The organism is Halorarius halobius (assembly GCF_024298865.1).
Taxonomy (GTDB): Archaea; Halobacteriota; Halobacteria; order Halobacteriales; family Haloarculaceae; genus Halorarius; species Halorarius halobius.
Genome location: NZ_CP101161.1, coordinates 3,353,656 through 3,378,672 on the forward strand (window position 1 = coordinate 3,353,656; position 25,017 = coordinate 3,378,672).

Annotated in this window: 24 protein-coding genes; 18 read left to right on the plus strand and 6 right to left on the minus strand. The window is 68.9% G+C overall.

Annotated elements, in window-relative coordinates:
• Positions 1–27: 27 nt before the first annotated feature.
• Positions 28–1,329 (minus strand): TIGR00341 family protein, encoded by a 1,302-nt coding sequence (locus NL112_RS17750; RefSeq protein ID WP_255150180.1) that lies wholly within the window; start codon positions 1,327–1,329, stop codon positions 28–30.
• A gap of 575 nt (positions 1,330–1,904) precedes the next feature.
• Between NL112_RS17750 and NL112_RS17755 the strand changes: the two genes are divergently transcribed.
• On the plus strand, positions 1,905–3,041 hold the full coding sequence (locus NL112_RS17755) for an FAD-dependent oxidoreductase (RefSeq protein ID WP_255150181.1): 1,137 nt from the start codon (positions 1,905–1,907) through the stop codon (positions 3,039–3,041).
• A gap of 68 nt (positions 3,042–3,109) precedes the next feature.
• Here the strand turns inward: NL112_RS17755 and NL112_RS17760 are convergent, their stop codons facing one another.
• Positions 3,110–7,132, minus strand: a complete 4,023-nt coding sequence (locus NL112_RS17760) for a PAS domain S-box protein (protein ID WP_255150182.1) — start codon at positions 7,130–7,132, stop codon at positions 3,110–3,112.
• 202 nt (positions 7,133–7,334) lie between these two features.
• On the opposite strand from NL112_RS17760, the gene NL112_RS17765 reads away from it, so the two are divergent.
• The 4 genes from NL112_RS17765 to NL112_RS17780 all read left to right on the plus strand — a co-directional run bounded on the left by NL112_RS17765 (position 7,335) and on the right by NL112_RS17780 (position 9,293).
• Complete coding sequence (locus NL112_RS17765) at positions 7,335–7,619, plus strand: hypothetical protein (protein WP_255150183.1); 285 nt, start codon at positions 7,335–7,337, stop codon at positions 7,617–7,619.
• A 2-nt stretch (positions 7,620–7,621) separates the two neighbouring features.
• On the plus strand, positions 7,622–8,077 hold the full coding sequence (locus NL112_RS17770; RefSeq protein ID WP_255150184.1) for an ArsR/SmtB family transcription factor: 456 nt from the start codon (positions 7,622–7,624) through the stop codon (positions 8,075–8,077).
• Between the two features lie 4 nt (positions 8,078–8,081).
• Entirely contained in the window at positions 8,082–8,381 is a 300-nt protein-coding gene (locus NL112_RS17775) for a DUF7562 family protein (protein WP_255150185.1), read from the plus strand.
• Positions 8,382–8,555: 174 nt separating this feature from the next.
• On the plus strand, positions 8,556–9,293 hold the full coding sequence (locus tag NL112_RS17780; protein WP_255150186.1) for a CPBP family intramembrane glutamic endopeptidase: 738 nt from the start codon (positions 8,556–8,558) through the stop codon (positions 9,291–9,293).
• 28 nt (positions 9,294–9,321) lie between these two features.
• Here NL112_RS17780 and NL112_RS17785 read toward each other — a convergent pair whose 3' ends face one another.
• Positions 9,322–10,149: an ABC transporter permease subunit gene (locus NL112_RS17785; RefSeq protein ID WP_255150187.1), complete on the minus strand. Its 828-nt coding sequence runs from the start codon at positions 10,147–10,149 to the stop codon at positions 9,322–9,324.
• A complete protein-coding gene (locus tag NL112_RS17790; RefSeq protein ID WP_255150188.1) occupies positions 10,146–11,114 on the minus strand; it encodes an ABC transporter ATP-binding protein in 969 nt (322 codons plus the stop codon). The genes NL112_RS17785 and NL112_RS17790 overlap by 4 nt, the downstream gene beginning before the upstream one ends.
• Positions 11,115–11,370: 256 nt before the next feature.
• On the opposite strand from NL112_RS17790, the gene NL112_RS17795 reads away from it, so the two are divergent.
• Positions 11,371–12,228: a hypothetical protein gene (locus NL112_RS17795; RefSeq protein ID WP_255150189.1), complete on the plus strand. Its 858-nt coding sequence runs from the start codon at positions 11,371–11,373 to the stop codon at positions 12,226–12,228.
• 21 nt (positions 12,229–12,249) lie between these two features.
• Here the strand turns inward: NL112_RS17795 and NL112_RS17800 are convergent, their stop codons facing one another.
• The gene (locus NL112_RS17800) at positions 12,250–13,668 is read right to left on the minus strand and encodes an MATE family efflux transporter (RefSeq protein ID WP_255150190.1); all 1,419 of its coding nucleotides are present in this window, start codon (positions 13,666–13,668) and stop codon (positions 12,250–12,252) included.
• Between the two features lie 140 nt (positions 13,669–13,808).
• Here NL112_RS17800 and NL112_RS17805 point away from each other — a divergent pair, with 140 nt between their 5' ends.
• From NL112_RS17805 to NL112_RS17860, 12 genes are all read left to right on the plus strand, one after another.
• A complete protein-coding gene (locus NL112_RS17805) occupies positions 13,809–14,711 on the plus strand; it encodes a DUF7351 domain-containing protein (RefSeq protein ID WP_255150191.1) in 903 nt (300 codons plus the stop codon).
• Positions 14,712–14,885: 174 nt separating this feature from the next.
• Positions 14,886–15,737: a DsbA family oxidoreductase gene (locus NL112_RS17810; RefSeq protein ID WP_255150192.1), complete on the plus strand. Its 852-nt coding sequence runs from the start codon at positions 14,886–14,888 to the stop codon at positions 15,735–15,737.
• Entirely contained in the window at positions 15,737–16,729 is a 993-nt protein-coding gene (locus NL112_RS17815) for a glutathione S-transferase family protein (protein WP_255150193.1), read from the plus strand. The genes NL112_RS17810 and NL112_RS17815 overlap by 1 nt, the downstream gene beginning before the upstream one ends.
• Positions 16,713–17,450, plus strand: a complete 738-nt coding sequence (locus NL112_RS17820) for an AzlC family ABC transporter permease (protein WP_255150194.1) — start codon at positions 16,713–16,715, stop codon at positions 17,448–17,450. Before NL112_RS17815 ends, NL112_RS17820 begins: the two co-directional genes overlap by 17 nt.
• Before the next feature lies 1 nt (position 17,451).
• Complete coding sequence (locus NL112_RS17825) at positions 17,452–17,751, plus strand: AzlD family protein (RefSeq protein WP_255150195.1); 300 nt, start codon at positions 17,452–17,454, stop codon at positions 17,749–17,751.
• Between the two features lie 344 nt (positions 17,752–18,095).
• Positions 18,096–18,512, plus strand: a complete 417-nt coding sequence (locus NL112_RS17830) for a quinol oxidase (protein ID WP_255150196.1) — start codon at positions 18,096–18,098, stop codon at positions 18,510–18,512.
• Positions 18,513–18,516: 4 nt separating this feature from the next.
• A complete protein-coding gene (locus tag NL112_RS17835; RefSeq protein WP_255150197.1) occupies positions 18,517–19,719 on the plus strand; it encodes an MFS transporter in 1,203 nt (400 codons plus the stop codon).
• A gap of 41 nt (positions 19,720–19,760) precedes the next feature.
• Positions 19,761–20,690, plus strand: coding sequence for a winged helix-turn-helix domain-containing protein (locus NL112_RS17840; RefSeq protein WP_255150198.1), 930 nt, complete (start codon positions 19,761–19,763; stop codon positions 20,688–20,690).
• A 79-nt stretch (positions 20,691–20,769) separates the two neighbouring features.
• The gene (locus NL112_RS17845) at positions 20,770–21,348 is read left to right on the plus strand and encodes an NADPH-dependent FMN reductase (protein ID WP_255150199.1); all 579 of its coding nucleotides are present in this window, start codon (positions 20,770–20,772) and stop codon (positions 21,346–21,348) included.
• A gap of 2 nt (positions 21,349–21,350) precedes the next feature.
• Entirely contained in the window at positions 21,351–21,722 is a 372-nt protein-coding gene (locus NL112_RS17850) for a winged helix-turn-helix transcriptional regulator (protein WP_255150200.1), read from the plus strand.
• A gap of 98 nt (positions 21,723–21,820) precedes the next feature.
• Positions 21,821–22,960 (plus strand): acyl-CoA dehydrogenase family protein, encoded by a 1,140-nt coding sequence (locus tag NL112_RS17855; RefSeq protein ID WP_255150201.1) that lies wholly within the window; start codon positions 21,821–21,823, stop codon positions 22,958–22,960.
• A 66-nt stretch (positions 22,961–23,026) separates the two neighbouring features.
• Positions 23,027–23,743, plus strand: a complete 717-nt coding sequence (locus tag NL112_RS17860) for a helix-turn-helix domain-containing protein (protein ID WP_255150202.1) — start codon at positions 23,027–23,029, stop codon at positions 23,741–23,743.
• Between the two features lie 45 nt (positions 23,744–23,788).
• Here the strand turns inward: NL112_RS17860 and NL112_RS17865 are convergent, their stop codons facing one another.
• The gene (locus tag NL112_RS17865) at positions 23,789–25,012 is read right to left on the minus strand and encodes an MFS transporter (protein ID WP_255150203.1); all 1,224 of its coding nucleotides are present in this window, start codon (positions 25,010–25,012) and stop codon (positions 23,789–23,791) included.
• Positions 25,013–25,017 lie beyond the last annotated feature (5 nt).

Here is a 25,017-nt window from a genome sequence, read left to right on the forward strand (position 1 = left end):
CGAGATAAGTGTGGGCCGTGGTCGGAGTCACGCGGGTTCCTGGATGATGAGATACCGAACCTGAACAGCCACGTTTCGACCGGCGATTCGATCGATTCGATCGTTGATTCGATCACCGAGCTCCGGTGGCGCCTCCCCTCTCGGCGCCCCGATCAAGATCGTGACCCGAGAGGGGCTTTGAGCGAGAAGGCTGTCGGAGTACTCGAACTGAATTTCGAGAAGAGTGAACTCCGAATAGGCCGGTTCATCGAGAATCTGTCGAACGTCGTCCTGGATCGATTGTTCGACAGTGGACGTCTGATACGAGGAGAACGTCACAGTTCCGAGGAATGCGGAGAGGAGCAGAATGCTGATCAGGAGAACGGCCACACGCTTGAGGAACGTCTTTCTGGTCTGCTCGATGTAGAACAGTTTGCTGGGCCGATACCCCATATACCAGAGCACGAGAAGCGCGGCGAGATTGATCGACAGAACGTTGACGAGGAGTAACACGCCGGAGCCGACGGCGAGTGCCGTATTTCCCCACGCGATACCGATGCCGACCGTCGCTGCGGGCGGAACGAGTGCCACGGCGATCATGACACCGACCAGCGCCGATGACAGTCCAGACGCGAGGCTGATGACGCCCGCGGCTCCCGATCCGAGCGCGACCACGAGTGACAGGATATCCGGACGGAACCGTTCTCGGATCTGCGAGATGGACAGGACGTCTAATCCGGGCGGAACGAGATTCCCGGTTCTGATGAGGACCGCGAACAGGGCGGCGCTCGCGATCGTGAGTGTCGCTCCGATGATCTGTAGCTTGACGCCGTCTCGAAAGAGCTCGCGGTCCCGGAACACCGTGCCGACGCTCGTCGCCATCGCGGGGCCGATGAGCGGCGCGATCACCATCGACCCGACGACCACCGCAGCGGAGTCCAGCAGTAGTCCTGCCGTCGCGATGATGGCACTCACGATAGTCATGCCAGCAAAAATCGGTACGGACGCCGGGACGAGGTCGTTGGCAGCACTTTGGAGTTCCTCCTTTGCAATCTGTTCGGGGCTTTCAGAATCCTCCGTGAATCGCTCTTCGAGTTGGTCGTACTCACGAGAGGAAACCGATTCCGTCTCGACGGTCACCGTGATGGCATCTTCGTTTAGACCGGATTCTCGAAGGCTCTCTAACACCGGCTCGACGGCACTCGTCGGAAGAGGGAAATGAACCGAGGAGGTGTATTCGCGGCCGCTCGCTTCGTCAGTAAGCGTATAATCTATCCCTTCGTCGTCGAGAACATCGAGAACGGCCTCCCGTTTTCCGGTCGGAATAGTCACGAAAACCAGCCGAGCCATGGGAACCACAACTCGGCCATGCAGAATAAATGGTACCACAGGGGGTCTGACGGTCCGAGCGAGGATACGGTACATACGACGGCCGAGGAACTCCGATAGGGGGTAACGGTCGATCTCGGGACTCTCTCGCCGCTCCGCTGGGTGCTCGTCGAACCACTCCTCGGGGACGTCCGTCCGACCTACCGGATACGCGAACGGGGAACGACCCCGCGAGAACGCTCCGACCGGTCACGTCCGAGTTCCTGTGAGCGCTACGTGCAGGACAGGGGGTCGGAGTGGCATACTCGGGGACCTCCCTATACATATAGCCGGGGCTCGTCGCGAGCGCTACGTGCGTAGGCGCCACGGTGGAAGGGGACAGCGGCGTACCGACGAGCGTAATGAGACAGCACGCTGGGCGTGCAACGAGTGTCGTCTCGACGCACGCCGGTGCCGCCGGTCCCCAGACCACGCAGGCCAGTTCTCCATCCTCCAGAGCCGAGTTCACCCGGCGCCTGAGGAGAGATACACTCCCCCTCCGACGCCCGGAATGCAGGGCCGTACGAACAGCGGGGCCGGCCGGGAGGTGACCACGCGTGGCGACCGGCGGTGACATCCAGGTGCTCGTCGTCGGCGGTGGAGCCGGTGGCCTCTCGCTGGCCGCGTTCCTCCAGCGGGCCGGACTCGACCCCGTCGTCGTCGAGCGGACGGACGCCCTCGACCCCCCCGGCACGGTCGAACTCCGGCCGGAAGCCGTCCGCCTGCTGACACGGCTCGGCGTCGGGCGCGAGGTCCGCGAGGCCGGCGCCGCGGTGACGACGTGGACGCGACGCAGACCCGACGGCACCGTCGCCGAGCGGCTGGACGCCGACCGCGAGGTCGGCCTCCTCGCGATAGAGTACGCGGACCTGTTGGGAGCGTTGCGCACCGTCGTCGCGGACGGGAGCGTCCACCGGGGGGTGCGGCTCAGGTCGCTCGACGCCCGACGGGGTAGCGTCGCCGTGGAGTTCGCGAACGGCGTCCGCGAGCAGTTCGACGCTGTGGTCGGTGCCGACGGCCCCCGGTCGCGGACCCGGGAGCTACTCGGCGGTCCGGACCCGGTGTTCTGTGGCACGACGAGCATCGCACTCCCCCTGCCCGACGATGTCGACCTCGACGGGGCGGGCGAGGTGTGGACGACGGACGGCGCCGTGTTCAGAGCGGTCCCGACGGGCGATGGCGTGGCCGCGTGGCTCACCGTCCCGACGACGGTTCCTGACCAGCGCGCCCCCGACGCCGACGCGCTCGCGGAGCTGTGTCCGGCGATAGAGTGGCTCCTGCCCGCGGCCGTCGACGCCGCCGACGCGGGCGAACTGTGGTGGGCCGACGACTTCCGCGTCCCGTCGGCCACGTGGGGCGACGGCCGGGTCGCCCTCCTGGGCGACGCCGGCCACGCCCGCCACCGGCTGACCGGCGCCGGCGCCACGCTCGCCATCGAAGACGCCGCCGTCCTGGCCGACGAACTCGGCGACAGCGCCGATCCGCCGGCGGCCCGGATCGCCGACTACGCGGCGCGTCGACGCTCCCGGCTCGACGACCCGGCCGGTGACACCGACCCCGCGGCGCCGCTCGCCGGCGTCGAGTCGGAACTGGCCTCGCGCCACCCCTCGATTCCCGCCCGCCGGGGGGCCCACCTCGCGTCCGCCTTCGGTGAGGGTTCGAGGGGCTTCGCGGGCGAGCAGTTCGAGGAGTGAACGCTGGGCGCCCGCCCGACGCGACCGTCGTGGACGGCCGGCGACGGATCGCGGCGACGTGCAGGCGGCTACTCGTCGTCCCCGGGATGCTCGCGGTCCAGCAGCATCCGGAACGCCGACCGCTCGGCGACGCGCAGGTGCTTGTTGAACGTGGGCTGTGAGACGCCGAGCAGGTCGGCCACCTCCTGACCGCTGGTCTCGCGGGGCCACCCGAAGTAGCCCGCCGAGTACGCCGTCTCCAGCGCCTCCCACTGGCGGTCGGTGAGCTCCGCCTCGAGGGCGTCCTGGAGTTCGAACAGCGAGCGGATGGTCCGCTCGCGCTGACGCTGGGCGACGAGGTCGGTGTCGGGGTACCGCTCCTGGAACCCCTCGACCAGCGCCCGCACGTCGCTCCCGCGGGGCGTCTCGACCACGAGCGTCCCCTCGCCGCCCTCGGCGGTCGCCTCGCGGACGACGGCGCCGTGGTCGGTGAACACGGAGCCGAACCACGTCGGCGCCGACACCTCGACGAGTCCGCCCGCGTCGTCGTCAGGTGCGGTGACGACCTGTGCGGTCTCGACGCTCGGGGCGGCGTTGGCGAGGTCGGCCACCGCCTCGGGGGCGGCGCCCTCGACCGCGTAGAACATCGAGAAAGTGCCGCCGGCCCGACGGATGGTGCGCTCGAGGTCGATGCGGGAGTTCGCGGTCGTGGTCGCCCGCACCATGAACAGCCCCTCGTCGGACACGTCGAACTCCAGTTCGGTCGTCCCCTCGGACTCGAGGGCCTGCTCGCGCTCGGTGACGGTGATGGCGTAGCCGATGGAGCGGCCGAGCTCCGCGAGCACCTCGCGGGTCGCCTCGTCGAAGGCGTCGGGCTCGGCCGACGCCACCGCCAGCACGCCGTGGGTGGTGGTCTCGTAGTGGATGGGCACCGTCACGACCGACTGGACGCCGTGCCGGAGGGCGTGTGTCCGCCACTCGCCGGCGGTGACGTCGGTCGCGACGTTCTCGACGGTGCGGGGCTCCCCGGTCCGGTACGTGGCGATCGCGGGGTGGCCACCGGCGCCGTCGCCCGGCGACCCGACGACTCCCGAGAGAAGGTCGACGTACGCCTCGCTACCGCCGGCGCTGGTCCGGAGCACGAGCCCCGCCTCGCCGACCGCCGGCTCCGCGATCCACACCAGTTCGTGGAGGTCGACGTCGACGAGCCGCTCGCTGACGGCTTCCTCGATGCCCGCCCGCGACGACTGCTCGACCGTCGCCTGCTCGATGTCGCGGATGATCCGGTTGAGCTGCTCGAGTTGGTCGGCCCGTTCCTGATGCTGGCGGAGCTCCGCTTCCCGTTCGGCGAGTGCCCGCTCGCCGGCGACGTGGTTCAGCGCCGCCTCCAGCGTCGCCGCCAGTATCTGGGCGAGTTCGACGTCCTCGGCGTCGAACGACGCCGCGGGAGCGCCGACCAGCATCACGCCGTGTGAGCCCAGCGGGAGGACGATGTCCGGGTCCGACACCCCCGGCCCGTACACCTCCGTCGACGGCTCGGAGCTGGTGACCGCCTCGCCGTCGACGAACACCTGCCACGGGAGCGAGTCGCCGGGGCCGAACGGCGGCGGGTCGACGCCGAGGTCAGCGAGCCGGTCGGTCACGGCGGTCGGGGCGAGCTGGCCCGACCCGTCGTCGTAAAGGTACGCCGACACCAGCGGGAACCCCAGCACGTCCTCGGCGGCCTGGACGGCCTGCTTGCAGGCCGCCTCGCGGGAGTCAGCCGCCGTGAGTTCGCGCGTCGCCTCGTGGAACGTCTCGAGGGTCCGCTCCCGCCGGTGGCGCTCGGTGACGTCCGTCACGACGCCGACGAACTGGTGTGGCTGGGCGCTCCCGTCGAGGATGGGGTAGCCGGTCGCCTCCAGCCAGCGAACCCCGCCGTCCGGCCGCTGGATGCGGAACTCGAACTCGTAGCGGTCGTCGGGGTCGCCCGCCTCGATGTCCGCGAGCATCGCCTCGATGTCCGCCTCGTACTCGTCGCGGTCGTCGGGATGGACCGCCTCGAGGAACGCTCGCGGCTCCGCCTCGAGTTCCTCGACGGGCCGGCCGTAGATGTCGGCGTACGCCGAGTTGACGTACGTCACCTCCGTGAGGTCGGTGTTGGCGAGATAGATGATTTCCTCGACCCGCTCGGCGATGGTCCGGAACCGCTGTTCGCTACGCCGGCGCTCGGTGATGTCGCGGTGGATGGCGACGTTCAACTCCTCGCCGCCGATGACCGCCGGCGCGACCTTGACCTCCAGCCACCGCCGCGTGCCCTCGCTGGTCTCGGCGCGCCACTCAACCATCTCCGGCTCGCCGGTCTCGGCGACGCGTCTGTGGATCTCGGCGCCCGCCTCGGCCGTGTACCCCTCCTCGGTGACGCTGAGCCCCTCGATGCCCTGTTGCTGGATGGCGTCGAGGCTCTCGTAACCGACCATCTCGAGATACGCCTCGTTCGCGTCGACGATGTCGAGCGTCTCGGGCTCCATGACCGCGATGGCGTCCTGCACGCCGTCGAATATCTGCTCGAACTCGCGCTCGCGGCGCGTCCGCTCGGTGATGTCCTGTACCCGGCCGACGATGCGGTCGACCACGCCGTCGTCGTTCACGATGGGGAAGCGGCCGACGGACACCCACCGGGTCTCGCCGTCGCGCTGGATGCGGTACTCCCCCCCATAGCGGTCGGCCGGGTCGCCGGCCTCGACGTCCGCGACCAGCTCCTCGACGTCCGCCCGGTACCGGTCGCGGTCGTCGGGGTGGGCAGCGTCGACGAACGCCTGGGGGTTCTCGTCCAGTTCGGCGACCGGCCGGCCGTAGATCTCCTCGTACGCCGGGTTGATGTACAGGATCTCGGAGAAGTCGGCCGTGGCGAGATAGATGATCTCATCGAGGTGGTCGGCGATGAGCCTGAGCCGGCGCTCGCTCTTCCGGAGTTCCCGCTCCTGGCGCTTGCGGTCGGTGATATCCCGGACGCTCGCGAGCACCCGCTCGGTGCCGCGAAGCTCCACCGTCGTGAGATGCACCTCGCCGAGGAACGTACTGCCGTCCTTGCGCTGACCCTTGAACTCGAACAGCTGTGGCCCCTCCGCCTGGGCACGCTCGATGTTCGCCACCGCCTGCTCCGTCGTGTACTCGGGACTGTCGGAGATGATCCGCTCGATGCTCTCGCCGACCAGTTCCTCCCGCGTGTAGCCGGTCAGCTCGCGGTATCGCTGGTTCACGGCGCGTATCTCGCCGGTGTCCGGGTCGTGGACGACCAGCCCGTCGGAGACGTTCTCGAAGATGTCCTGGTACGTCCGCTCCAGTTCCTCGCGCTCGGTGACGTCACGGACGCTCGCGAGCACGCGCTCGGCTCCCGCGAGATCTACGAGCGTCAGATGCACCTCGACCGGGAACGTCTCGCCGTCCTTGCGCTGATTGCGCCAGTCGAACCGCTGTGGCCCCTTCTCCCGAGCGAGCTCGATCATCTCGCTGGCCGCCTCGTCGCTGTACGCGTCGCCGGGCGCGGTCACCAGCCCGATGTCCTCGCCGACGAGCTCCTCGCGGCTGTAACCGTTCATCTCGCAGAACTGCTCGTTGACGTCGACGATCCGGCCGGTGTCCGGGTCGTGGATGACCAGCCCGTCGGAGACGTTCTCGACCACCTCGCGGTACGCCTCCCCGGCGGGCACCGACGCGTCGTCCGTCGAACGACGAGCCGCTCGTTCACTGGACCCGGCGTCGTCGGCCGTGACCGCACGGAACCGTTCCGCGATGAGGGCACATTGACTCCTCGCCGGCGTACGGGGGAACACGTCCGTGACCCCGGCCTCGACCGCGCTCGTGATCGTCTGCTCGGCGTCGGCAAGTAGGACCACCGGAACGTCGAGGTCGGTGACGAGCCGGTCGACGGCCGTTCCCTCGAGGTCTCCGCCCACGACGACGCCGTCGGCGTCCTCGCGGGCCCGTCGAACTAACACTCCGTCCGGCTCCACGGCGTCGGCGGTGACTGCGCCGTCGGCACGCTCGAGCCCGTCGGCGACGGTGGCGGCGAAGGACGCCTCTGTGGCCGCTACCACGATGTTCAGGGGCCCCACCCCCTCGGTCGGCATGAAAACAGGGTACAGGGCCATCGGTTTGAACATTTCCCCGCGAAATGGTGAGACAGCGTCCGACTGACGCCACATCTGCCGGCCGCCGTCGGACCCCGGACGGCCCCGGGGAGTCAATACCTATAGCCCCCCGGTCGGCCCGGAGGTAACGCGTGTAGCGAGCAGGTTGGTGGGAAAGTAGGATAGAGCCGTACCTGTACGGATGAGACACTACGTGCCGACGACGTACGAGCGGGGCCGCGCCAGGACCGACCCCGGCTGGGTCGCGCTCCTCGTCGTTCCGACATTGTTCGCAACCGGCGTCGCAACGTGGGCCGCAGTGGCGACGACGCCGGCGGCGGTGTTCGGCGTCGTGGCCGGCCTCCTGGTGGGCCGCGCCGTTCGTCGGGGCTACCCGCTTGCGCGCCGCGCAGTGACGACGATGTACCGCTTGCTCGACCCCCTCGTCACCGACCATCGCGTGCGTCGACACGCGGGGGAGGTGTGACGATGGCGTCACCGCGCTCCATCTTCCCGGTTCGGGAGGACGTCGACCAGGAGGTGTCCTCACAGACGATGTCGCTTGCCGACGCCGGCGACGTCGTCGAGGCACTCACGAGCGAGACCGCCCGGATGCTGGTCGACCGCGTCTACGAGGAGCCGGCGACTGCCTCCGACCTCGCGGCCGCTGTCGACACGTCGCTACAGAACGCCCAGTACCACCTGAGCCGTCTCCAGGAGGTCGGCGTCATCGAAGTGGTCGACACCTGGTACTCCTCGCGGGGCAGGGATATGGACGTGTACGGGCCGTCCAACGAGCCGTTGCTCATCGTCGCCGGCAAGCCGGGCGACGAGTCGGCCGTCCGACGCGGCCTCGCGGAGTCTCGTGCCGACGATGAGCCCCCGGACGGCAGGGCCGTGCGCTCCGACGGTGGGCCCGACGCCGACGGGGCCGTCCATCAGTGAGCCCATGACCCGCTTGCACGATGCGCCCGACGGCGGGGCGCAGGTCGACTGCATCGCCTGTGGCGCAACCGTGGCGCGCTCTCGGGCCCGCGAGTACGACAAGCACGGCGACCGCTGGGACCGCGACGGCAAGCGCTTCGAGTACCTCTGTAAGCGCTGTGACGACGAGCGGTGTCACCGTCCCCGGGCGGGCCTCGAGGCGATGCTCGTCGAGGCGGGCGCCGGCGAAATCGACCGCGAGGAGTTCCTCGAGTCGTTCTGCTATCTGGCCCGACGCGAGGCCGGCGCCGAGTCCGAGGAGTAGTCTCATCCGATGGTCTCGTCGCACCTCTCGTCGGCGCACCGCTCGCGGCGGCCCAGTCGTCGTCTGGGACCGTACGGACGGCCTGTCGTACCACGGCCGTCTCGAATCAGTAGTCGCCGGCGGGGTGGTGGCCGCCGGCGGTTCGACCGACACACCACGGAGAAACGCTAACCCATGGCAACAACGGACACGCAACTCACAGAAACGCTCGTCGACGACCGCATGCAAGCGACCGTCACCCCGCTGGCCGACCGGTCGTGGCTCGTGCTCGCTATCGCGGTGTTGCCGGTGCCGCTCACGTCGGCGGTGTTCATCGGCCTCGCGGCGGTCGGCGGCCAGCAGGAGGCGTACGGACTGCCCATCGCGTATCTCGTCTACGGGGCGGCGAATCTCGTGACCGTCGGCACGCTGTACGCCCTCCTCTCGACCGACGAGCGCAGTGCCGTGTTCCGCTTCGGCGTGCCCTCGGTGCGGGAGGTCGGGTGGGCGGTCGTCGCCTTCGTCGTCGGGCTCGGCGTCTTCCAGGTCACGAGCCTCGCGAGCGCGGCGCTGGGGTACGAACTCCAGGGGCTCTCCTACTCGCTCGGTTCACCGACGACCGTGGCGATGGTCGTCGTCGGTGCCGTCGTCCTCGCGCCGCTGACCGAGGAGATCCTGTACCGCGGGCTGGTCCTCGGCGTCCTGCTGTCGCGGGGAGTCGGCGTCGTGGCCGCGGTGGCGCTGATGACGGGGCTGTTCGCGATCATCCATCTCCCGAACTTCGGGGTGGCGGGGACGCTGTTCATCTCCGTGTGGGGGCTCCTGCCGGCGCTCGTCCGCCTCCGGTTCGACAACCTCTCGGGCGCGGTTCTGATGCACGCGCTCAACAACACGTTCGCCTACCTCGTCGTCGTCGGGATGGGGTGGGCGTGATTCGACGACCCCGCCCGGTACGTGACCTCTAGCTCAGGTCGGCGCTCCGGAACCTGCTGTAGCCAACCAGCAGGGGAACGACGGTCCACACCAGCAGGATGGCCAGGAACACCGCCGGATGCAGATACGCCGGGGCCGGTTCGCCGATTCTGGCGGCCACGGCGATCTGCTCGCCCAGCAACAGGCTCTGGGTGAGCGCGTTGTACGCCCCCGTCGGACTCAGCCCCTCGAGGAGCAGGAACCAGCCGGGGACGGCCCCGCCGGGCATCGAGCCGGTTACCACCACGTGAACGCCGGTCGGGACGAGATCCCAGAGGAGTGTCAACCCGAGATACGCCGCTATCGCGGCCGTCATCGCCCGGGCCCGTGTGGCGGTCGTCGCCGAGATGCCGACCGCGATTCCGACGAACGCGACGCCCAGAAGCACGGTCAGCGCCAGCGTCCCGACGAACGCCACCAGCGGGAGGCCACCGTACAGCGCCGCGGTGACGACCCCGGACACGGCGAACCCGAGCACGAGGCCGATCGCGACCACGCCGCTTCGACCCAGGAACTTCCCGACGAGCACCTCGCCCCGCGAGGGCGGCAGTCCGAGCAACACCTTCAGGCTCCCCGATTCGCGCTCGCCGGCGACCGCGAGGTAGGCCGCGATGAGCGCCATGATCGGCACGAGCAGGCCCGCGAACTGCGAGGCGCCGCCGACGGCCGTGACGGCGTCACCCTCCATCTCCGGGATGAGGAGCGAGAACCCGGCCGACAGCGACGTCATCCCGGCGATGACGGCGACGATACCCCACAGCATCCGTGAGCGCACCGCATCGTCGAACTCCTTCCGTGCGATCGTCGGCCAGGTCATCGGTCCACCTCCTGCGGGACGCGCTGCGGTGGGGTGTCACCGGTGTACGCCGTGAACAGGTCCTCGAGCGAGGACTCCTGGATCGCGATGTCCAGGATCTCGGCACCGTCCTCGCGGACGCGGTCGATCACGGCGAGTTTCGCTTCCGGATCGACGACCGTCGCCCGGACCGTACGCTCGGCCGTGGTGACGGTACCGACGCCGTCCACGTCGGCGACTGTCAGCTCCTCGGGAACCCGGTCGACCGTCAGCGACACCGTCGCGCCCGTCCCGACCGCATCACGTAACCCGTCGATGGAGTCGACGGCGACGAGGCGGCCCTCGTTGAGGATTGCGACCCGATCACAGACCGCTTCGACCTGACTGAGGATGTGACTCGAGAAGAACACCGTCTTCCCCTGGCGGGCGTGGTCGCGGACGATTTCGCGGACCAACCGGACGCCGTTGGGGTCCAGTCCGGCCGACGGCTCGTCGAGGATGAGCAGGTCGGGGTCGCCAACGAGAGCGATGGCGAGCGCCAGCCGCTGGGTCATGCCCGTCGAGTAGCCGCCGGCGGGCCGCTCGGCCGCCCTGACGTCGAGGCCGACGCGCTCGAGAAGCGCGTCCGGCTCGTCGTCGGCATCTTTGAGCGCGATCGCGTACTCCAGGTGCTTTCGCCCGGTGAGTCGCTCGTAGAGGCCGTAGTCGTCGGGCAGGATGCCGACGCGACGGTGGATCGCCGCCGTGTCGTCCTGCGCGTCGAGCCCGAGGACCCCAGCACGGCCGGTGGTCGGCCGAACGTAGTCCATAATCACGTCGATGGTCGTCGATTTGCCGGCGCCGTTCGGGCCGAGGAACCCGAACACTTCCCCCTCGTACACGGTCAGGTCGAGGTCGTCGACCGCGAGCACGTCGGCCCCGAAGCGTTTGGTCAACCCGACCGTCTGGATAGCGACGGGTCGGTCCTCTGCGGGTGGGTGCTCCATGCTGGCTCCAGAGTTCATGTAGTCGAATAGACACCGTCTGCCCTCAAGGCGTGCACCGCCGATTCCCGCCAGCTGAGAACAGTCGCTCCCGGCGTCGGTGACTCGCCGACTGGGCTCCGACCGCGTCCGAGGTCGCTCCGCCTCGACCCCGGTGTCACGGTACGGCTCGATGGGCCCTCCACGACGCCCGGCTATCGGACGGCCTACCGCGGCTCGTTCCCGAACAGCGAAGCAACTGGACGCATACGTGGCACGTATGCCCTCCAAACGGTCCGCGATAATCGCGCTCGGCGTCGGGATGGTCCACGCCGCCGCACTGCTCGGGGTCGCACTCGATCTCGGCTATCAGGTCGGCCCTACAGCGTACTCGCCGCTCGGTGCCGCGTGGCGCTACGGCGGCCTCGTCGTTCTCGGTGCCGTCCCGGTCTGGCTGGCGCTTCACTACCGGGTCGTCCTGCCGCTCGTCGCACTCGCCGTAACGACCGGCTACGTGCTCGGCATGGAGCTCACGCCGCCGGGGCCGACGTTCCGTGACGTCGCGGAGCTCGAACGGCTCGCCGAGCCGACCGGCATCATCGTCATCGAGAACGGCCTGTACGTCGTGCGCTACATGGTGAACGCGTCGGTCTGGACGCTCGCCTTCCTCCTGATCGGTCTCGTCGAGTACACGGCACGACTGAGCTGGAGCTGGCTCCCCGGCTCGCCGCCACGGACGTGGCTGTCGATCCCGGCCGCGCGGCGGCAGGCGGTGGGGCTCGCAACGGCCGTCGGCGCGGTCCACGCCGGCGTCATGCTGTGGTTCGCGGTCCGGCTCGGCCTCTCCGTGTCGGGGGGACTCGGGTGGGCGCTGTATCTCGTCAGCACGCTCGGGATGTGGCTACTGGCTACGATTCCGGTGTACCTGCTCGTCCGGCATCGACTCGTCGCCCCCGCGACCCTGCTGGTCGCCTTCGTCGTCCTCGACGCCCGGGCGGAGTTCACCGCCAGCGTCGACGACCCCCACGCGCTGTACTTCGGTGCCTGGTTCCTGTTCCTGGTCGTCCTGCTGGTCGCCGCCGGCCTTGAGTACGGAGTTCGACGGGCCGGGCTTGTATCACGGTCCTCGCCCGCGTGAACGGGCCAGGGGACCGCCACCTCAGTCAGCCGGCGTCTCCCCGCCGCTGTCGGCCGCGTTCCGGAACATCGTTCCCCGCTGGGTGGTGTAGTAGATCGCGAGAACGACGGCTGTCAGGACGTGCGACGCGGCGATAGCCGCGAAGACGGGGACGACGCCCGTGTCGAGAACGACCGCTGTGATGACAGCCAGTGGAATCTGCAGGCCCCAGTACTGGAGCAACGACGCACGGAAACTGACGCTCCCGCGGTTGGCGCCGTTGAACCCGCCCTGGAGGACGTACATCGCACCGAAGGCGGGGTAGCTGACCGCGAGGAATCGCAGGAACTCGACGGCCTGCGCGAACGCGGTACCCGTCAACCCGGGGGCCAAAAGCGTCGCGATGGCGCTCGCCATCGTCCACTGGACGACCGCGATGACGGCGAGGAGGCCACCGACGAGCGCGACCCCGACCGAGGCGGTTCGGGCGGCCCGCTCCGGCTGGCCGGCGCCGAGGTTCTGGCCGACGACGCTCTGGGTCGCCGACTGTAACCCCTGGGCCGGAATCGACGCCGTCGAGAACACGCGAGTGCCGACCGCGTAGGCGGCCAGTGCAGTCGAGCCGCCGGCGATGAACACGAGCACGACGACCACGAGCTCCGCGACCCGGCGGTTCGCCTGCTGGGCGGTCGGGGCGAGCCCGCGGTCGAACAGCGCCCGGAACTCGTCGAGGCCGACCCGGGCCGCCGACCGTGACATGACGCCGCCGGCCCGGCCCCGGAGGACGAACACGACAGCGAGCACCAGGCCGGCGACGAACCCGAGCACGGAGGCGATGGCCGCGCCGGCGACGCCGAGTTTCGGAACCGGGCCGACGCCGAAGATCAGTATCGGATCGGCGACGAGCACCGTGACGACCGTCGCGACGCTGATGTACAGCGCGGCCCGGGAGTCGCCGCGGGCGACGAACGCCCCCTCGATGGCGTCGCTCACGGACGCGAACACGAGCCCGAGCGCGAGGATGCGGAAGTAACTGACCGTGAGCTCGACAACGGCCTCCGGCGTCGGTCCCGGCCGGATGGTCGTCAACGCGTCGACGAGCGCCGGTGCCGCGAGCGCGGCACCCCCACCGACGACGACGCCCAGGAGTCCGCCCAGGACGACGCCGTTGAACGTCGCCGTCCGGGCCGCCCGCTCCTCGTCGCCGCCCGTGCGCTGGGAGACGAGGATCATCGTCCCGATGTACGGGACGCCGATGCCGAGGATGAGCAGCAGGCTGAACAGCGGGGCCGCCAGCCCGACCGCGGCGACCGCGTCGCCACCGAGCCGCCCGATCCAGAACAGGTCGATCACGAGCGATGCGACCTCCACGACGTTCTGTGCGAGCAACGGAATCGACAGCAGTGCCAGCACGCGGTGTATCGGTGCCGATATTATCTCGTCTGTTGATAGATCGAACATGAGAAGTAACCACCACACGGAACGACTAAAATGGCCGCGAAAGTTGAGTTCCGTAATCATACTGATAAATTTCCATCGCCAGGTGCCGTCGTATCGCCCCGACCCGAAGAGTAACCAGCCCACGGGTGGACGATACCGCCATGTCCGACGACGGTGGCGGGGGAACCGGGGCTCCGCAGTCGCCAGGGGACGCGTTCGCCCTGCTGGGAAACGAGTACCGGGCCGAGATCATCCGCACGCTGGGCGACGCACATGGGACCGAGGGCCCACGCCCCGTGCTCGCGTTCTCGGAGCTGTACGACCGAGCCGACGTCGATATCGCCACGAGCCAGTTCAACTACCACCTCCAGAAGCTCGTGGGGCCGTTCCTCGAGGGGACCGACGAGGGGTACCGGCTCCGGCACGGGGCGGTGGAGCTCTACCGGACGATCCTGGCCGGCACCTACATCAGGGACGCGTCGCTGGAGCCGTTCCCGGTCGGCGCCGACTGCCACTACTGTGAAGCACCCATCGAAGCTCGATACGACGACCGCCGGCTCGTCATCGGCTGTTCGGCCTGCGACCGGGAGTACTCGGACACCACCGCCCCGCCGAGCATCGGCGACGGGGACCGGGACGCCCTGCTGGCCCGCATCGACCAGTATCTCCGGCATCGCATCCTCGCGTTCTCGAAGGGTGCCTGCTCCATCTGTGCGAACGGCCTCGACACGCGCTTGCTCCCGGGCGAGGAACTCGCGGGGGCGGGCGCGAACCAGCTCGACGTGTTCGTCCACCGCTCGTGTGACCACTGTGGCGCACAGCAGTACATGTCCGTGGGGCTCGCGCTGCTGTACGACGTCGACCTCGTCTCGTTCTTCAACAACCGGGGCCTCGACGTGACCGAAACGCCCATCTGGGAACTGGAGTTCGCGATGACCGACCGCCACGTCGACACCGTCGCCACCGAGCCGACGCGACTCGCGCTCCGCGTCGAACGGGGCGGCGACGAACTGGAACTCGTCGTCGACGGCGACCTGACCGTCGTCGAACGGTCGACGCCGTAGCTACCGACCGCGCGACCGACGCCCCTCACGCCTCACACGGACCTCTACGGTGCCCATCGGAGGGGCCCTGTTTCCGTAGAACAAAGACCCGTCCGGGAACCCGGTTTCCCGCGGTACACGTGGTTTCCTGTAGTTTGCCTGAAATATATTCCGGGACGCGTTCGAGACGGTCACATGGGAACGACCGAGACAGCGAGCGAGCGTCCGACCGTCGTCCAGTACACCGACCCGATGTGCACGTGGTGCTGGGGGTCCGAGCCAGTCGTCCGCCGGCTGCAGACGGTGTTCGGCGACGAGGTCCGGCTCCGGTACGTGATGGGCGGGCTCGTCGAGGACTTCGAGGAGTTCTACGACCCGGCCAACGACATCTCGACGCCCGCCGAGGTCGCACCCCACTGGCTCGAGGCGTCCGAACGCCACGGGATGCCGGTGGATACGACCATCTTCGAGACCGACCCCGCGTGGTCGACGTATCCGGCCAGCGAGGCGTTCGTGGCCGCCCGAAAGCAGGACGCCGACCTCGCCCACCGCTACCTCCGTCGCCTGCGGGAAGCCTACGTGACGGAGGTCCGCAACGTGAACCACCGGAGCGAACAGGTCGAACTGGCACGGGAGGTCGGCCTCGACGTCGAGGCGTTCACCGCGGCACTCGACGACGGCACCGCCAGCGCGGCGTTCGAGGCGGACCTCCGTCGCACCCGGGAGGCCGGCGTCCGGGCGTTCCCGACGTACGACGTCCGCGGGCCGGACGGCGAGCGTCGATTGTCCGGGTTCACGGCGTTCGACCAGCTCGTTGCGGCGTTGGACGCGGTCGCACCCTCCGTGGAGCAGTCGTCGCCGCCGCCGGTTCGGCGCTTCGTCCGCGAGTACGGCCCGGTGGCGACCCGCGAGGTCGGGGAGGTGTACCAGCTCGACGACGGCAAGACGCGACAGGTGCTCGAGTCGCTCGTCGAGGAGGGAGCGCTTCGCCGCGAGCGACGCGGCAACGGCGTGTTCTGGGACTCGGCCTACGGGGGTGAGCGCTGATGGGGATGCTCCACGACGGCGCGTGGGAACCGGACGCCACGCGCGACCAGTACGAGGCGGACGCGTTCGACGACCGGGTCGTGGATTCGGCGGACGCCCGGTTCCCCGCCGAGGCGGGCCGCTACCACCTGTACGTCTCCCGGGCCTGCCCCTGGGCGCACCGCGTGGCGCTCACCCGTCGGCTCCTCGGGCTCGACGACGTCATCTCGGTCGACGTGGTCGACCCGGTCAGACACGACCGCGGCTGGGAGTTCTCACCCGAGAAGGACGCCTGCACCCCCGATTCCGTCCACGGTTTCGACCGGCTGTACGAGGTGTTCCAGCACGCCGACCCGAGCTACACCGGGCGCGTGACCGTGCCGATTCTCTACGACCGGGAGACCGAGACCATCGTCAACGAGGAGTCGGCGGACATCGCCCGCATGCTCGCCACCGAGTTCGGCGAGCACGCGACGACCGACGCCGACCTGTACCCGCCGTCGCTGCGTGCCCGCATCGACGACGCGATCGAGGAGATCCACGGCGCCATCAACACCGGCGTCTACCGTGCCGGGTTCGCCGACTCGCAGGAGACCTACGAGACGGCCGTCCGCGAGCTGTTCGACGCGCTGGCCCGCTGGGACGACGAACTCGACACGCACCGCTACGTCGTCGGCGACCGGCTCACCCTCGCGGACGTGTTCCTGTTCCCGACGCTGTACCGGTTCGATTCGGTCTATCACACGCATTTCAAGTGCAACCGCCGGCCGCTGACCGACTTCGAGACCCTCTGGGCGTACGCCCGCGACGTGTACCAGACGGCCGGCGTCCCGGCGACCTGCAACATGCACCACGTCACGGACCACTACTACCGGAGCCACGGGGACATCAACCCGACGGGGCTGGTGCCCGTGGGGCCGGACGCCGACTGGACCGAGCCGCACGGCCGCGCGTCTCGCTTCGGCCAGGCCGACGCAGACCCCCTCGTCACCCCCGATGTCCACCGACTCTAGCGACCGGGAGACGACCGACGAGGACGGCCCGGTCGAGTCGGTCGGCTTCTCCGGCGACGGGCTCCGGGCCGGATTCCTGACGGGGCTCCCGGTCGCGCTCGGCGTCGCCGCTTACGGCGTCGCCTTCGGCGTGCTCGCCAGCGACGCCGGGGTGAGTCTCCCGACGGCCGTCCTCATGAGCGCGACGGTGCTCGCGGGCGCGGCACAGCTCGTCGCCGTCGGCCTGTGGGACTGGCCCGTCCCGGTCGTCGCCGTCGTCGGCGCGACGCTCGTGGTCAACCTCCGGTATCTCCTGATGGGTGCCTCCCTCAAGCCCTGGCTCACGCAGCTGTCGTCCGGGCGGGCGTACGCGAGCCTGTTCTTCATGGCCGACGAGAACTGGGCGCTGACGATAGAGGAGCTTCGCTCGGGGAGCGGCCGCGGCGCGTTCCTGCTCGGCTCCGGGCTCGCCATCTGGCTCCTGTGGGTTCTCGCCACGGCGGTCGGCGTGGTCGCGGGCGGGCTGGTCGGTGATCCGTCTGCGTACGGCCTCGATTTCGTGCTGACCGCGGTGTTCCTCGCGCTCCTCGTCGGGTTCTGGGACGGCGCCGGGCGCCTCACCCCGTGGACGGCCGCGGCCGTCGTCGCTCTCGCGGTCGCCGCGCTCGTTCCCGGACGGTGGTACATCCTGGCCGGCGGCATCGCCGCGAGCCTCGTGGAGGTGGGTCGAGGTGTTCGGTGACGTGTCGTCCGCCGCAATCGCGGCGGTCGTTGGGATGAGCGTTGTCACGTACGCGACGAAGACCGGCGGCTACTGGGTGCTCGACCGCATCGAACCGTCGGAGACGACCCGCGAGGCGCTGGACGCGCTCCCCGGCGGCATCGTCGTCGCCTTCCTTGCGGTCCGACTGCTCCGGGGCGGCCCGCCGGAGTGGGTCGCCGGGGCCGCCGTCGTCGCCGTCGCCCACCGAACCGACAGCATCCTGCTCGCGATGGTCGCGGGCGTCGGCGTCCTGCTGGCCGTCCGTCACGTCCTGGCTTGAGGATCGGCTCGACCGACGACTGCTCGGTTCCCGGTGTCGAACACGTCCCTGCCGGTCGCCGGGGCGACGATATGACTGTTTCCCTATATTTCTGCTAGCCAAGCACTCATAGACCAATGTACCGCCTAGAAGAGTTTTGAGACCATTTCCAAGCACTCTGAGCATCTATCACGGTCCGGTATAGCGCGCTACACCTGGTATAGTATAAGTTGTCTGAAATATATATGCCCTCGGGTTCTCGTCTCTCGTGTACCGATGTCACCGAACGACATCCGCGACACGACAGGTGGAATCGAGCAGACCAGCGATGCAGTCGGCCTCGCGTCGACCGGAGGTGGGGACTGATGGTGTTCGCGTCGGCGCTCTCGGAGGCGGCGTTCCTACTCAGCCGCGTGCTGTTCGGGCTCGTCGTCGGCTATCTCGCGCTCGGGAACCTGCTGGACCTCGAATCGTCGGTCGGCTACGCGCGGAGCAAGGGGGCGCCGCTGGCGTCGGTGAGCGTCCCGGCGGGCAGTCTCGGCTTGATTGCGGGCGCGGCGTCGGTGGTTGCCGGCGTCTACCCCGCCGTCGGCGCGGCGGCCGTCGTCGTGTTCCTCGTCCCGGTCACGGGCATCATGCACGACTTCTGGACGCTCGAGGGGCAGGACCGTCAGAACGAACGCATCCACTTCCTGAAGAACGTGGGTCTCATCGGCGCGGCGCTGGTGTTCCTCGCACTCGCGTCTGCGTCGTGGCCCCTCGCGGTCGGCCTCGGGGTCTAGACGGATGGGAGCAACCGAGACGTCTGCGGCCACGGACTCCTCGGTGGGCATTCCGTGGCGGTCGCCGGCCCTGCTCGCCATCCTCGCGGCGACGCTGATGACGCCGATGGACGTGCCGCTGATCAGCGCGGCGCTCCCCGAGATCCAGTCGGCGTTCGGCGTCTCGGAGTCGCGAGCCGGGCTGTTCATCACGCTGTATGCGCTGCCGGGCATCGTGCTGGCACCGTTCATCGGCGCCCTCGCCGACCGTATCGGCCGCCGGTACGTGCTCGCCGGGAGCCTCGTCGTGTTCGGCCTCGCGGGGACGGCCATCGCGTTCACCGGCGAGTTCACCGTCGCACTCGGACTGCGCGTGGTCCAGGGGTTCGCCGCCGGGAGCATCCTCTCGGCGCTCGCGATGACCGTCGTCGGCGACCGCTACTCCGGGCGCCGACACGACGCCGTCATGGGCGTCACGTCGGCGATGCTGTCGCTGGGAACGGCGGCCTACCCCATCGTCGGTGGCGTTCTCGCCGGGCAGTCCTGGAACGCGCCGTTCCTGCTGTACGCGCTCACGCTCCCCGTCGCGGGACTCGTCCTGTTCGGCCTCGGCGATGCCGACGCGACCGACAGCGCGGACGGGCGCGGCTACCTCCGCGAGGCGGTACGGCACGTTCCGGCGAGACGAGCGGCGACGCTGTACGGCATCATGTTCGTCTCGTTCGCGCTCCTGTTCGGCGGCCTGTACACGGCGCTTCCGTTCTATCTCACGGATGCGTTCGGCTTCTCGTCGACCGCCGTGGGGGTCGTGACGAGCGCCGTCCTGCTGGTGACGGCCGTCGTGTCGACGCGGAACGGGGCCCTGACCGCCCGGGCGTCGACGGCCACCCTGCTCACCGCCGGCTTCGGCACGTACGCCGTCGGCCTGCTGGGCGTCGCGGTGGCGACTACCGTCTGGCAGTTGGTCGGCGCCCTGCTCGTGTTCGGCGTCGGAAGCGGGCTCGTGACGCCCACCCTGTTCGCCGGCATCAGCGCGCTGGCACCGGATCACCTGCGCGGTGGGGTGATGAGCCTCCAGACGACGACAATCGGCGTCAGCCAGGCCGTCGGTCCGGCGCTGTTCACGCTCGCGGGTGGGGCGGTCGGCTACCAGGCGGCGCTTCTCGGTGGGAGCGCCGGTGCCGGACTCGGCGCCGCGGTCATCGGTGTCGTCGCGGTCGACCTCTGAGCGGGCCGAGATTTATGGTGGCCTGCGGAGGTGTGACGGGTATGACCGAGACGCCATCGGACAGAGCCCAGGTCGCCACGGACGCCGAGTCGGCGTTCATGACGCTGAGTCACGACCTCCGCCTGGAGATTCTGCTGGCGCTGTGGGACGCGCCGGGCTACTCGCTGTCGTTTTCCGAACTCAGGAAGGCCGTCGGGGAGCGGGACTCGGGGAGCTTCACCTACCATCTGTCGAAACTTGAGGGGCACTTCGTCGCGAAAATCGACGACGGATACGAGCTCCAGTACCCCGGCCACCGGGTGCTCGACGCGATCCAGAGCGGCGTGTTCCACGAACAGGTGTCGGTCGGTCCGGTCCAACTCGACGAGGACTGCCGGGCGTGTGGCGAGTCGTTGACCTTCGAGTACGACACCGATTCCATCGCCCGCATCCGCTGTCCGGACTGTGGGAACCGTGCGCTGGAGTGGCCGTTCGACCCCGGTGGCATCGCCGACCGCGACGCGGACGCGACGGTCGCGGCGTTCGACCGTCGCACCCGGCTCATCTGGACGTGTGCGCTCGACGGCGTCTGTCCGTTCTGTGCCGGCCGCATCGACCCCGACCTGACGGACCGCGTCCACGAGGACGGCGCCTGCATCGGCGTGATCGAGCAACTCGACCGCTACGAGGAGTACTTCGCCGACGACCATCCCGTGGTGGTCTCCGTCGACTGTGAGCGGTGTAGCTTCTACAGTTTCCTCCCTGCGGGCGTTGCGCTGTTGACCCGGCCGGCCGTGACCGGCCGATTGCACGAGGCCGGCATCGACGTTCGGGGAACGCCGCTGTGGGACCTCGGCTTCGTCGTCGACAGCGAGGCCGTCACCGTCGAACAGCGGGACCCCCTCCGCGTCGAGATATCGGTCGTCGATGCGGAGGAGCCACTGGCGTTCACGCTCGACGCATCCGTGGAGACCGTCACTGAATATACCTGATACATACGTTCTGTTACTGGAACGGAGTCCACCGAGCGCTTATTTGGGTATAGTACGTGGGTATTAGCGAGTACGAGGAATGAACAGAAGTAAACATATCGTCGCGATCTGTGGGAGCCAGCGTGCGGGGAGCCACACCCGGACGGCGCTCGAACGGGCGTTGCGGGCGGCCGACGCGGCCGGTGCGACGACCGACCTGATCGACCTGGCCGAGCTGGAGCTGCCGGTGTTCGACCCGGATCGCGAGGACGCCGGCGACGCGGTCGAGCTCCGCGACCGGGTTCGGCGGGCCGACGGCGTCCTGCTCGGGTCCCCGATGTACCACGGCTCGTACGCCTCCCCGCTGAAGACGGCCATCGACTACTGTGGCTTCGACGAGTTCGAAGACGAGACGGTGGGGTTGCTGGTCGTCTCCGGGGGTGGCTTCCCGACGCCCGCACTCGACCACCTCCGGGCCGTCGCATCGGAACTGGGCGCCTGGGTGTTACCGACCGAGGTCGCAATCCCGAACGCCCACGGCGCGTTCGACGACGGACGGCTCGTCGACGACGCGCTGGCCGACCGCGTCGAAGCGCTCGGCTCGGAGCTCGTCGCGTACGCCGGCGTCGAATCGTACCCCGAGACCACCACCGCCTGTGCCGTTCCCACGGCTGATTGACCATGTCCACCGACACAGATTCCCGACAGCAGGATATCGAGCAGAAGAACGCGGACGCCTGTCCCGTCATCGAGGCCATCGACCAGGTCGGCACGCCCTGGCGCATGAACGTGATCTTCGCGCTCGACGACGGCGAGAAGCGATTCAACGAACTGAAGCGGGCGACCGACGCTCGCTCGAAGACGCTGTCGGACGCGCTCGACGAACTGGTCGAAAACGACGTCGTCGTCCGACGCATGGAGGAGGACGCCCCGGTTGCGGTGTACTACGACCTCACCACCAAGGGCCAGGAACTGCTCGACGCGCTGTCCGAGTTGGACGAGTGGGCACGGGACTGGGGCGCCGAGGTGCCGAACGAGTTCCCGATACGGTAACGCCGGTCGCCGGGGCCGATAGCCGGTCGAGCGTGACAGCGACGACCGCCTGCTATAGCAGGTTCCGGCTTTAATCGACGCAGGCCGTCAGTACGCGTATGCGATTCGATCTCACGCCGGAGCAACGGAGTCTCAGGACCGAGGTCCGCGAGTTCGCCGAGACGGACATCGAACCCCGTGCGATCGAGCTGGACCAGCGGGAGGAGTACCCCGACGCCATCCTCAAGGAACTCGGGGAGCGGCGGCTGACCGGGTTGACCCTCGCCGAGGAACACGGCGGCCGCGGCGAGGGGCTCGTCGAGCTGGTGGTGGCCATCGAGGAGCTGTCAGCGGCACTCATGCCCGTCGCGAGTGCCCTGGCGCTACATCTCGGTGTCGCGTCGATCGTCGAACGGTTCGGGTCACCGCGCCAGCGAGAGACCCTGCTCCCGGAGATGGCCACCTACGACACCGTCGGGGCGCTCGGGCTGAGCGAGGCGAACGCGGGTAGCAACAAGCTCGAGATGGAGACGACCGCCGAGCGTGACGGTGACGAGTGGGTGCTGAACGGGCACAAGCAGTGGGTCACGAACTTTCTCGACGCGGATCTCGTCCTGACGTACGCCAAGACCGGGCCGGAGGCGGCCGCCCCGAACAACATCAGCGCGTTCCTCGTCCCCGTCGACGCGTTCGAGGTCGAGGAGGTCTGGGACACGCTCGGCGCACACAGCGTGAAATCGCCGAGAGTCGAGCTGACCGACGTCAGGGTCCCGGACGACCGCATGGTCGGCGCGGAAGGCGAGGGGTACGTCCAGCGTAGCGAGGTTCACACCGGCGTCAACGTCCCGGCACGGGGCGTCGGTATCGCCCGGGCGGCGCTCGAGGACACGGTCGAGTACACGGGTTCGCGCGAGCAGTTCGACCAGCAGATCAGCGACTTCCAGGGCGTCCGGTGGGAGCTGGCGAAGATGGCCGAACGGGTCGACACCGCACGACTGCTCACGCTCCGGGCCGCGGACCGCGCCGACCGCGGGCACGATATCACACGGGAGTTCAGCATGGCGAAGATTCACGCGACGCAGGCCGCAGTCGACAACGCCAACGACGCGGTCCAACTCCACGGCGGCATGGGGTACACGACCGAGCATCACGTCGAGCGCTACCTCCGGGATGCGAAACTGCTCACCCTCGCCGGTGGCCCCAACGAGGGCCACAAGGACACGCTCGCGGAGAGCGTGGTCTCGACCCAGCGGGCGTAGCCGAGACGGGAACTCGTCGACTGACCGATAGCTCGATTACCCTGCGGACTGGAACAGCGCACCGAGATGACCCACCCGACCAGCACGGATGGGGCGGTGCACGTCTCGCTGGACCTGTGGTATCCGGACTGCTGGGAACTCGAAGCGACGGAGCAGTTCGACGTGGGACTGCTCGGCTACGGCATCTACACCACGGGCGAGCGGGTCACCACGCTGTTCACCCTGCACGCCGACACGCAGGCGGCGCTCGACCCCGCAGTCGAGTTCATCGCGGCGCACCCGAACGTGCACGAAGTCTCGGAGATGAACCCGAGCTATCGGCAGGCGACCGCGTCGGTTCCGGGCAACGCCATGCGTGACCTGCTCGTCGACCACGACGGTCGCAAACAGATCACCAACGCGCTCATGTCACGGGGGTTCGTCTGTTCGGACCCGATAGATATCAGGGACGGCCGGGAGTACTGGACGCTCGCGACGAACCACGACCGGGCGACCGTCCGGGAGAAACTCGACGAGGTGAGCACGGAGCGGGACGCGGATATCAACGTCCGTAGCATCACGAACTCGACGTGGCAGTCGGGGGCCAGCGCGCTCCCGACCGACCGGCTGACCCAGCGGCAACTCGAGGTGTTTCGACTCGCCCGGGACAGCGGCTACTACGACTACCCGAAGGAGGTCTCGGCCGGGGAGCTGGCCGACGAACTGGGCATCTCCACGTCGACGCTACACGAACATCTGCACAAGGCGGAGGCGACGTTGCTCGGGCAGAGCCAGGAGCGGTGAGAGCCGTCGGTGGCTGAATCGAGACGGGCCGTGCGTTCGGGGTGGCTACGATTCGGGCGCGACCCACGCGAGCCCGAGGCCCAGAACGGCGACCGCGACCGCGTACGCGAACGCGCTGGTGTACGAGCCCGTCGCTTCGATGAGGGCGCCGGCGATAAGCGGCGCCGTGAACGCCCCCGAGATGCCGGCCGTGCCGAGCAACGAGAGCGCCGTCCCCGACACCTCCGGGGCCACGGACTCCTGTACGTACGTGTACACGATGCCGAACGTGAACTGGATGGCGAAGCCGGCGACGACGAGCAGGAGGGCGATCAGCGCGACGCTCGACGTGCTGGCGATGAGGACCGTCACCGGCACGGCGACGAGAAACGACACCCTGAGCACCGGCAGTCGGCGCTGGCCGAGGAACCGATCCGAGAGATACCCCCCGCCGGCACGCGACACGATGCCGACTGCCGGAAACAGCGACGCCAACAGCCCACCGAACGCGAGCGAGATGGAGAACTGCTGGGAGAGGTACGTCGGCATCCAGCTGTTCATGAACAGGTACAGCGAGTACGCGGCGAAGGCCAGCACACAGCCGAACAGTACCGACCGGGAGCCGACCACTTGCGAGAAGCTCCCGACCGCACTCCTCGTTGGCTCCCGTTCCCGGCGCTGGACGAACTGGAGCGCGCCGACGAACAGGGCGAGTGCACCCACCGAGAACCCCGCGACGAGGAGGAACGTGGCCGCCCAGTGGAATCGCTGGGCCACCATGGGCGTCACGATCTGTCCGAGCGCGAACCCGGCGGGAGCGCTCGTCGTGAACAGCCCCAGCGCAGTGCCGCGGGTCTCGTCGGTGAACACCTGCCCGACGACGTTGGCCGATGCGGTCCAGACCGTCCCGATTCCCGCACCGGCGAGGACGCGTGACGCGAGCAGTACCCAGTAGAGGTCGCGTGTCCCGGCCCACCAGCCCAGCAACGACGCACCGACGACAGCCCCGACGGCGACGACCGTGGCTGTCACGTCGCCGTACGTGTCGATCCCGACGCCGAACAGGAAGTTCGTCAGCGCCCACGCCCCGGGCGTCGCACTCACGACCCAGACGGCGGTCGCCGACGACACGCCGAAGTCGGCCGCGAGTACCGGCAGGACGCTCGCCGGGACGATGATGTACCCCTGGGTGAACACCGAAAGCAACCAGGCCCCGAACAGACAGCCGACGGCGTTTCGTTGCGTCACAAGCCGGCCCGTCGCGTCGGAGGCCTCCGAGTTAGTCGCCATCGTTC